Source organism: Ruixingdingia sedimenti, from assembly GCF_031432425.1.
In the GTDB taxonomy this organism is placed as follows: Bacteria; Pseudomonadota; Alphaproteobacteria; order Rhodobacterales; family Rhodobacteraceae; genus Ruixingdingia; species Ruixingdingia sedimenti.
Genome location: NZ_JAVKPH010000005.1, coordinates 124,716 through 134,615 on the forward strand (window position 1 = coordinate 124,716; position 9,900 = coordinate 134,615).

Here is a 9,900-nt window from a genome sequence, read left to right on the forward strand (position 1 = left end):
GGGTGCACGGTGGCCAAAGCGTGCTGTGGCTGGCCGCACCATCGGCCCGTTACCCTGCCCCCGGGCCGCAATCCCGGTGGTGCCGCCGCGCCACCGGGGGCGCGAAAGCCGCTGTCCCCCGCCGGGGGTGATGGACTTCGCCCGCGCCGCCGCCTAGCCCTTGCGTCATGCGTACCCAGACCCCCACGCCCGCCCCCGGCATGCCCCCCGCCTCCGGCATGCCCCCCTCTTCCGGCATGCCTGTCGTCCGGTTCCTCGACCGCACGACGCCGCCGCATATCGCCACGCTGATCCTGCTGACGGGTCTGTCGTCGATGTCGCTCAACGTCTTTCTGCCCTCGCTGCCGGCGATGGCGGAATGGTTCGCGGTGCCCTATGGCACGATGCAGCTGTCGGTGACGCTCTATCTGGCGCTGTCGGCGGTGCTGCAACTGGTCGTGGGCCCGCTGTCGGACAGGTTCGGGCGGCGGCCGGTGATCCTCGGCACGGGGGTGGTGTTCCTGCTCGCCTCGGTCGGTACGATCCTGGCGCCGACGATCGAGCTGTTCCTTGTTTTCCGCATGCTTCAGGCGGTGATCGTCACCGGCATGGTGCTCAGCCGCGCGGTGGTGCGCGACATGGTGCCGGGGCCGCAGGCGGCGTCGATGATCGGCTATGTGACGATGGGCATGGCGCTGGTGCCCATGGCCTCGCCCATGATCGGGGGCTTTCTGGACGAAATCCTCGGCTGGCAGGCGAGCTTCGGGTTGCTGGCGGTCCTCGGCGCGGTGGTGCTGGTGCTGGTCTGGGCGGATCTGGGCGAAACCAAGCGGCCCGCGCCGGGCGGCTTCGGCGCGCAGTTGCGGCAGTATCCGGCGCTGTTCGGATCCATGCGGTTCTGGGGCTATACGCTGTCGGGCGCGGCGGGGGCGGGGGTGTTCTACACCTTTCTGGGCGGCGCGCCCTTCGTCGGCGCGCAGGTGTTCGGCCTGTCGCCGGCGGTTCTGGGGCTGCATTTCGCCGCGCCCTCGCTTGGTTATGCGGTGGGCAACTTCCTGTCGGGCCGGTTCGCGGTGCGGTTCGGGATCGACGGGATGGTGCTGCGCGGCTGCGTGGTGCTGGCGGTGGGAATGGGGGTTCTGGCGGTGCTGACGCTGGCGGGTATCCGCCACCCGACGCTGTTCTTCGGGCTGATCACGCTGGTGGGGGTGGGCAACGGCATGGCGCTGCCCAGCACCAATACGGGCATGATGTCGGTGCGCCCCGAACTGGCCGGGTCGGCGTCGGGCCTCGGCGGGGCGATGATGATCGGCGGCGGTGCGGCGCTGACCGCACTTGCGGGCGTGCTGCTGCAACCGGGGGCGAGCGAACTGCCGCTGGTGCTGTTGATGTTCGGGTCCGCGGTCGTGTCGCTGCTGGCGGCGCTGGCGGTGCGGTTCAGCCGGGCCGAGGCGGGCTGAGCCTTGCGCGCAGGGCTTTGCAAAGGCTAACTGTCCTTTGCAAAGCCCCGGAGCCCGCCATGCCGATACTGCCATGACCGTGCAAAAGCTCTACGCCGGTGTCACCCTGCGCGAAACCCGCACCCGGCTCGGCCTGACGCAGAAGGCCTTTGCCGAACGGCTCGGCGTGTCGCTGCCCTATCTCAACCAGATGGAAAACAACCACCGCCCGATCTCGGCCGCGGTGGTGTTGCGGCTGGCGCAGGAATTCGGCTTCGACGTCACCGAACTGACTACGGGCGATGCCGAACGCATCGTCAGCGACATGCGCGAGGCGCTGGCGGACCCGGTGTTCGGCGCGGCGGTGCCCCCCCTGGCGGATCTGCGGCTTGCGGCCTCGAACGCGCCGGCGCTGGCGCGGGCGTTCTTGAACCTGCACCGCGCCTACCGGCAGACGCATGAACGGCTCGCCTCGCTGGACGAGGCTTTGGGCCGCGACGGCGCCTCCCTGCGCCCCTCGCCGTGGGAGGAGGTGCGCGATTTCTTCCACTATTGCGACAATTACATCGACGCGGTGGATCTGGCCGCCGAACGGCTGTCGCAGGCTTGGGGCCCCGGCGGCGACCCGGTGGCGGTGGTGACGGACCAACTGGCCGCGCGCGGCATCGCCGTGGCGACGGGGGACGAGGCCGCGATCCGCATCTACGACCCCCAGACCCGGCGGCTGACCGTTTCCGCCCGGGTGGCCGAACCCACGCGGCGGTTCCAGTTGCTGCACCAGATGGCGCTTCTGACCCAGAACGACCTGCTGGAGGCGACGCTGGATCTTGCCCGCTTCCAGACGCCGGAGGCGCGGGGCATCGCCAAGATCGGGCTGGCGAACTATTTCGCCGGGGCGGCGCTGATGCCCTACCGCGCGTTTCTGGCCGCCGCGCAGCAGGAACGCCACGATCTGGAACGGCTGGCCGACCGCTTCGGGGCCTCGATCGAACAGGTGGCGCACCGGCTGTCCACGATGCAGCGGCCGGGGCTGAAGGGGATCCCGTTCTTCTTCGTCCGGGTGGATCAGGCGGGCACGATCACCAAGCGCCATTCCGCCACGCGGCTGCAATTCGCCCGTTTCGGCGGCGGCTGCCCGCTGTGGAACGTGCACCGCGCGTTCGAGATGCCGGGCCGTTTCCTGCGCCAGCTGGCCGAAACGCCCGACGGGGTGCGGTACCTCAGCCTTGCGCGCGACGTGTCGAAACCCGGCGGCAGTTTCACCGCGCCGGTGCGCCGCTATGCCATCGCGCTTGGGTGCGAGATCGCGCATGCGCCGCAACTGGTCTATGCCGACGGGCTCGACCTTGCGCGCGGGTTCCAGCCGATCGGGATTTCCTGCCGGATCTGCGAAAGACGCGATTGCCACCAGCGGTCGGTGCCGCCGCTGGAACGGCATCTGCGGGTAGACCCTGACAGGCGCGGGCTTTTGCCCTATGTGATCGCCGAATAAGCCAGCCGGAAGGACCGCCATGCAGGCCAATGGAAACATCCGCATCGCCGCCAGCCCCGAAACCATCACCGCCGCGCTGCGCGACCCGGCGGTTCTGGCGGCGATCCTGCCCGCCTGCCGCGGCGTGACGGCGCAGGAGCGCGACGCCTTCACCGCCGATTTCGCGCGCGAGGTGGGGCGGATGCGGCTCGGCCTGTCGGCGCGGGTGCGGGTGGCGGGCGAGGGTGCGGTGCAGGTGCTGGAAATCGAGGGCGGCAACCTGCTGACCGGCAAGATCGCCGCGCGCTGCGACATCCGGCTGGCCCCGCGCGGTGCGGAAACGCGGCTGGACTGGGACGGCAGCGTCACGCTTCAGGGTCTGCTGCGCAAGCTGGCCGAAACCGCCGCCCCGGGCACGGCGGACCGCGTGGTGTCGGCGCTGTTCTACCGGCTCAAGCAGCAACTGGAATCGCGGCCGGCCTGACCCGGGGCCGCGGGCCGCCTGCCGATTTGGCGCGACGCAGGGCCCGGCGGATGCTAGCCTGTGCCCCCGGCACCTCGGTGCCGGCTGTGCCGTGTCCGCCCTCCGCCGGTCCCAGGGATTTGCCAGGTGAGTTTTCCCCCGCGGTCATCCTTCAGCCTGTTCGGCCGTGTCGCCATCGCCCTTACGCTGTCGATCTGCCTGTCGATGTCGTTCGTGGGCATGTGGCTGGGGCGGCACCTGCATCAGGTCGAACTGCGCTCTGCCGTCGAGGTGGCCACGGGCTATCTGCATCTGATGTTCGCCAACAGCCTGCGGGCAGAGGATTTCGCCGGTGACGGCACCCCCGCGCCGGCCACCGTGGCGCGCCTGCTGGCGGATCTGGGGCAGATGCGCCTGCCCGGCGGGCGGGTCATCGACGTGGTGTTGTGGCGCGGCGACGGGACGGTGCTGTTCAGCAACGACGAAACGGCCATCGGTCAGCGGTTCGACAATCCCGCGCTCGGCCAGGTCCTGGCGGGGGGCACGGCGGCGGAATTCGTCGACCGCCGGTCGCTCGGCAGCGCCTCGGCGCGGCCGCTGCTGGAGGTCTATGTGCCCCTCGGCCGCAACGATCCCGGCGGGGCGCCGCTGATCGGCGAGGTCTATCTGGATGCGAGCGATCTGTCGCAGCGGCTGGCCGGGATCCGGCTGGTGATCTGGCTGGCGGTGGGTCTGGGGGCGGCGGCGATGCTGGCGATGATCCTGCCGCTGATCCACTGGGCCCGGCGCGTCGTGCGTGTGCAGCGCGACGAACTCGATGCGCGGCTGGCCCATACCGAACGGCTGCTGGCGCTGAACCAGGCCCTGCGGGCCGAGGCCGATGCGGCGCGGCAGGATCTTGTGGACGGCAACGAGGAACTGCTGCGCGCGCTCGGCGCCGATCTGCATGACGGGCCGTTGCAGCTTCTGGCCGCGGCGGCGATGACGCTCGACGGCGAACGGCGGCAGGCCGCGGGGCCGACGATGACGCGCGATCTGCTGGTGCGCAGCATCCAGGAACTGCGCGACCTCGCCTCGGGGCTGAACATCCCGGAACTGGCGGGCCTCGGCATTGCCGAAACCGTGGCGCTCGCCGTCGAACGGCACGAGGCGGTGACGGGCACGCGGGTGCGCGTGACGCTCGGCGCGCTGCCCGGCGGGATCGGCACGGCGACGCGGATCTGCCTCTACCGCATCATCCAGGAGGGGTTGAACAACGCCTTCAAGCACGCCGGCGGGCGCGACCAGGCGGTCTGCGTGCGCCGGAAGGGCGGGGCGCTGCGGGTGGCGGTGATCAACGGCACGGCCGCACCCCGCACCGGCGGCGGGGGGCAGGGCGGCGGCCTTGGTCTGCGCGGCATCCGGCGGCGGGTCGCGGCGCTCGGCGGGCGGCTGCGGCTGCACCGTCCTGCGGGGGCAGCGCGGGTGGTCCTGCTGGCCAGCCTGCCGCCCGGCTGAGCCTACTGGTAATAGCCCGGCCCCGGGCGGGCGGCGGGGCGCAACTGGTCGTGCAGCTTCTGCGCCGCCAGAACCGCCTCCAGCCGGTTGCGGACATGCAGTTTCTGCATCAGCAGCGACATGTAATGCTTGACCGTCTTTTCGCTGATCTGCAGCCGCGCGGCGATTTCCTTGTTCGTCTTGCCGGTCAGCAGCAGCCGCACGATCTGTTCCTCGCGCACGTTGAGCCGGGCGGCGTCCACCTCCTTGCGGCGCTGCGCGGCGGACTGCACCGCGGTGATGACATGGCCCGCGATCATCGGGCTGACGAAGGTCTCGCCCCGGCCCACGGCGCGGATCGCCTCGGCGATGTCGCTGCCGCAGGTGCCCTTGAGCAGATAGCCCCGCGCACCCGCGTCGAGCGCGCGCACCGCATCGTCCACCCGGGTCGAGGCGGTAAAGACGATGGCCTGCGCCCCGGGCCTGTTGCGCGCCATGCGGGTGATGGTGCCGCAGACATCGCCGGGCATCATCAGGTCCATCACCACCACATCGGGTCTCAGGGCCTGCGCGCATTCCAGCGCCTCGGCGGCGGTGCGGCCGCTGCCGCAAACCTCGAAATCCCCCGAGGCGGCCAGCATCTGCAACAGACCTTCCAACACAACCGGATGATCGTCAAAAACAGCAACGCTGATCACTGACATCGCTTTACCCCAATATCTATGTCAGTCGGACAAACCTATCACGAATATGCAGAATTTTCACGGCTTTATTGGTCTTTACCGGCTGGAAGGGCCGGTTTCGCGGCGGTTTCGGCCCCCTATCTTTCCCGGAATGCACGCATAAGTTGATCTGTCAGCGGTTTCGCCAGATAGGACAGGGCGGTGCGCGACTCGGTCGTCACGAAAACCTCGACCGGCATGCCGGGCATCAGCCGCAGTTCGCCGAGGCGGGAAAGCTCTTCGGGCGGCACCGCGATCTCTCCGGCGAAATAGGGCTCGCCGGTCTTGGCGTCGCGGGCGGCGGCGGCGGCGACATGGGCGACGGTGCCGTTCAGTTCCGGCGTCGTGCGCTGGTTGAAGGCGACGAAGCGCAGCCGCGCGGGCTGGCCCACCGCCACCTGGTCGATCAGCGCGGGGGCGAATTTCACCTGAAAGCTCAGCCGCGCGCCGTCTGGCACGATGGTGGCCAGAACCTCGGCCGCGCCGATCACGCCGCCCAGGGTATGGACGTTGAGTTCGTTGACCACGCCCGCGATCGGCGCGCGGATGTCGGTGCGGGTCAGGCGGTCCTCGATGGCGATGCGGCGTTCGTCCAGTTCGGCGATGCGGGTTTCCGTCTGGCTCAGGGCGCGCTGCGCCTCGGTGCGGGCGGTTTCGTCGATGGCGAGGATCTGCAACTCCACCTCGTTCGCCCGGGCGCGCGCGCGGGCGATGGCGGCGGTGATCTCGCCATGTTCGCCGTTCAGCCGGGCCTGTTCGCGGTGCACGGAATAAAGCCGCGCGGCCTCGATCAGCCCCGATTGCGCCAGCGCCGCGGCCCGGGCGGCCTCGGCATCGACAAGGGCGATTTCGCGGGTCTTGGCGGCGCGCTGTGCCTCCAGTCCGCGGATTTCCTCGGCGATCTGGGCGATGCCGAGGCCGAGCTGCTGCTTGCGCGACAGCCGTTCCTGCCGCTTGCCGGCGAAAAGCCGCAACTCCCCGGCCAGAAGGTCTTGGGCCTCGGGGCCGGGGGCGATGCCGGGGGGCAGGGCGACGGTTTCGCCGTCGTCGCGTTCGGCGATCAGCCGGGCGCGCTGGATCCGCAGTTCCAGCAACTGGCCGCGCAGGATCGACAGTTCCGCGCGCGTCTGCGCGTCGTCCAGCCGGAACAGCACCTCGCCCGCCCCGACGCGGGTTCCCTCGCGGATCGCGATGGCGCTGACGATGCCGCCGTCGCGGTGCTGGATCAGCTTGAGGTTCTGGTCGACCGCGACCACGCCGCCCGCGATCACCGCGCCCGAAAGCCGGGCGGTCATCGCCCATCCGCCCACCCCGCCCAGAAGCGCCAGCATCATCAGGCTGCCCGCCAGCACGCGCGGGCCGGTGGCGAAACGGGTTTCGCTGCGGGGGATGGCATCGGTCATGGCGGCCCTCTCAGGCATGGTCGAGCGCGAGGAACATCCGCGGCCCCTCGGCCACGGCCGGGATGGGGAATGCCGCCTCGGTATCGGGCGGTGCGGCGATGGCGGCGCGGTCCTGTTCGGCGGCCGCCATCTGCGGCAGGCGCAGGGGCGGCGTGTCGTCGGGATCGGTGCCGTAGATGCGGGCGAACCCCGCGCCGGGGTCGTCCTGCGCCCGTTCCGCCGGGCCCCCGGCGATCGTCAGGGGGCGCGGGTCCGCAGGCGCGGGTTCCGTGGGGGCGAATGCCTGCGGTTCGGGCAGGCGGAACAGAAAGCTGTCCCCGCCCCCGCCCCCGCGCAGCGCGGCGGTGCCCGCGCCGGGCAGGGGGTGGTCATCGCCCGGGCCGCCCGCGGCGGCCTCCGATGCGGTAAAGCCTTCGGGCGCCGCCCCGGCATCGGCGGGGGCGCCCGCTTCGGTGCCTTCGGGGCCGGTCTCGGCCCCGCTGCCCAGCATCAGGGCGGCCAGCGCCGCCTCGACCCCCGGGGCGGGGCCGGGCCCCTGCGCGGGTGCGGCGCGCCCGGATCCGGTGCAGCCGCAATCCGCGTTCTCGGGTTCGGCCGGGGGCGGGGCCGGCGGGGGCGGGCCGGGCGGTTCGGGAAAGGTGAAGCTGTCGCGGGGGCCGGTGCCGGCGACGCGCGCGGCCTCGGTCAGAAAGGCGGCGGCGTCGAGATCGACAAAGCCGTTGTGGTTCGCGCTGCGGGGCAGGGCGAACTGGCCCGGATCGCGGATCACCGGGTCGGGCGCGCCGGGGCCGAACAGCGTGACCTCTGCCCCCCGCAGGGGCGGCGCGGCATCCGGCCGGGCGGGGGCGGGCGGATCCGGCGCGCGGGCGGGTTCCGGGGGCGGCGCGGTTGCGGCGGGGGGCAGGGCCGCAACCGCGCCTTCGTCGCCGGTGCCGTGGGGTGGCGCGGGCTGTGCGGCCTCCGCGCGCTGCGGCATCAGCGATTTCACGAACAGCGCCACCGCCACCACCGCCCCGGCAACCGCCAGCGGCAGGCGCCGGCGCGGCGCGGTGTCATCCGCGTCCCCGTCCCGGGCGAAGGGGCGCGGGTCATCGGTGTCGGGCTGGCGCGTGCCGCGGACCTTGATCCACATCATGCCCCCCGCATCGTCAGGGGCGCCGCCGCCCGCGCCTCGGCGGCCCTTGCCGGGGCCTCGGGGCGGACGGGGCGCGCGATCACGTCGTTCTTGTCGCCGAAGGCGGTCATGCGGCCGTTCTGGATCACCGCCACCAGATCGACCGCGGCCAGCGCGCTCGGCCGGTGGGTGATGACGATGGCGATGCCGCCGCGGGCGCGGATGGCGCGGATCGCCGCGCTCAGTTCCGCCTCTCCCTCGCCGTCGAGGTTCGAATTCGGCTCGTCCAGCACCACGAGGAACGGATCGCCGTAAAGCGCCCGCGCCAGTCCGATCCGCTGGCGCTGGCCGCCCGACAGCGCGCCGCCCATCGCGCCGAGCGGGGTCTGATAGCCGTCGGGCAGTTGCGCGATCATGGCGTGAACGCCCGCGGCCTCTGCCGCGGCCACCACGCGCGCGGGCGGGGCCTCTGGGTCCAGCCGCGCGATATTGGCGCGGATGTCGCCGTCCAGCAGCACCACGTCCTGCGGCAGATAGCCGATATGCCGGCCAAGCGCGGTGTCGTCCCATTGCGTCAGTTCCGCATCGTCGAGCCGCACCGCCCCGCGCACCGGCGCCCAGATGCCGGTCAGCGCGCGGGCGAGCGTGGACTTGCCGCCGCCGCTCGGCCCGATGATGCCAAGCGCCTGACCCGCCGTCAGCCGGAAGGCGATGTCGCTCAGCAGCACGCGGCCGCTGTCGGGGGCGGCGACGGTCAGGCCCTCGACCCGCAGGCTGTGGCGCGGCGCGGGCAGGGGCATCGGCGGCAGGTCGGCGGCCAGCGCCACCATCGTCTCGCGCAGGCGGCGGAATGCGGCGCGCGCCAGCACCACGCCCTTCCAGTTCGCGATCGCCATGTCGATCGGCGCCAGCGCCCGGGCCGAGGTGATTGAGGCCGCGATGATCGCGCCCGGCGTCAGTTGCCCCATGATCACCAGATAGGCCCCGAGGCCGAGCACCCCGGATTGCAGCATCATCCGCAGCACCCGGGCGATGGCGCCGAAGGTGCCGGTCAGGTCGGTGGCGCGGGTTTGCAGGCCCAGGTGGTCGTCGTTGACCGTGCGGAAACGCGCCACCGCCTGCGGCCCCATGCCCATGGCGCGCAGCACCTCGGCGTTGCGGGCGTTGGAATCGGCGATGGCGTTGCGGCGCACCATCGCCTTCTGCGCCTGATCGTTCACCCCCCGCGACATCAGTTCGGTGGCGACCGTCAGCAGTGCCAGCACCACCGCCCCGCCAAGCGTGATCGCGCCAAGCAGCGGGTGCAGCGCATAGACGAAGGCCACGAACAGCGGCATCCAGACCAGATCGAACAGCGCCACCGGCGCCTGGCTGCCCAGAAAGCCGCGCAGGGTGTCGACGTCGCGGCCGCGTTCCAGCGCCTCGGTGGTGGAATAGCCGTGGCGCGGCATGTCGATCACCACGCGGTGGGCCAGCGGCGCCATCCGCGCATCCATCCGCGCCCCGATGCGCACAAGGATCTGGCCGCGGATGATGTCGAACAGCCCCTGCGCGAAGTAAAGCCCGATGGCGAGGACAGAGATCGCCACCAGCGTCGGCAGGCTGCCGCTGCCGAGCGCGCGGTCGTAGATCTGCAACATGTAGAAGGCGCCGGTCAGCGCCAGAAGGTTGATCACCCCCGACAGGACGAACAGGAACACGACCAGCCCGCGATAGCCGCGCATCAGGTCTGCCGCCTCGCGGCGGCGTGCGGCCCGTCCGGGATCTGCGCTGCGCATGATGGCCCCCCATCCTTCGCGGTTCCCGCCGGGCCGGGCGGCCCGGCGGGTCAGG

General features: G+C 71.7%; 8 protein-coding genes. 4 read left to right on the forward strand and 4 right to left on the reverse strand.

The window, feature by feature from the left end; translation table 11 throughout:
• The first annotated feature begins 236 nt into the window (after positions 1-236).
• The 4 genes from RGD00_RS06530 (at position 237) to RGD00_RS06545 (ending at position 4,849) form a co-directional block, all read left to right on the forward strand.
• Positions 237-1,439, forward strand: coding sequence for a multidrug effflux MFS transporter (locus RGD00_RS06530; RefSeq protein ID WP_310456607.1), 1,203 nt, complete (start codon positions 237-239; stop codon positions 1,437-1,439).
• 73 nt (positions 1,440-1,512) lie between these two features.
• The gene (locus tag RGD00_RS06535) at positions 1,513-2,910 is read left to right on the forward strand and encodes a helix-turn-helix domain-containing protein (RefSeq protein WP_310456499.1); all 1,398 of its coding nucleotides are present in this window, start codon (positions 1,513-1,515) and stop codon (positions 2,908-2,910) included.
• Positions 2,911-2,929: 19 nt separating this feature from the next.
• Positions 2,930-3,373: an SRPBCC family protein gene (locus RGD00_RS06540; RefSeq protein ID WP_310456500.1), complete on the forward strand. Its 444-nt coding sequence runs from the start codon at positions 2,930-2,932 to the stop codon at positions 3,371-3,373.
• Positions 3,374-3,499: 126 nt separating this feature from the next.
• Positions 3,500-4,849: an ATP-binding protein gene (locus RGD00_RS06545; protein WP_310456501.1), complete on the forward strand. Its 1,350-nt coding sequence runs from the start codon at positions 3,500-3,502 to the stop codon at positions 4,847-4,849.
• Between the two features lie 2 nt (positions 4,850-4,851).
• Here RGD00_RS06545 and RGD00_RS06550 read toward each other — a convergent pair whose 3' ends face one another.
• From RGD00_RS06550 to RGD00_RS06565, 4 genes are all read right to left on the reverse strand, one after another.
• Positions 4,852-5,532 carry a response regulator transcription factor gene (locus RGD00_RS06550; RefSeq protein ID WP_310456502.1) on the reverse strand — a complete coding sequence of 227 codons (681 nt, stop codon included), beginning with the start codon at positions 5,530-5,532 and terminating at the stop codon, positions 4,852-4,854.
• Between the two features lie 116 nt (positions 5,533-5,648).
• The gene (locus tag RGD00_RS06555; RefSeq protein WP_310456503.1) at positions 5,649-6,953 is read right to left on the reverse strand and encodes an HlyD family type I secretion periplasmic adaptor subunit; all 1,305 of its coding nucleotides are present in this window, start codon (positions 6,951-6,953) and stop codon (positions 5,649-5,651) included.
• Between the two features lie 10 nt (positions 6,954-6,963).
• A complete protein-coding gene (locus RGD00_RS06560; protein WP_310456504.1) occupies positions 6,964-8,085 on the reverse strand; it encodes a hypothetical protein in 1,122 nt (373 codons plus the stop codon).
• Positions 8,085-9,845, reverse strand: a complete 1,761-nt coding sequence (locus RGD00_RS06565) for a type I secretion system permease/ATPase (protein ID WP_310456505.1) — start codon at positions 9,843-9,845, stop codon at positions 8,085-8,087. Before RGD00_RS06565 ends, RGD00_RS06560 begins: the two co-directional genes overlap by 1 nt.
• Positions 9,846-9,900: the final 55 nt, after the last annotated feature.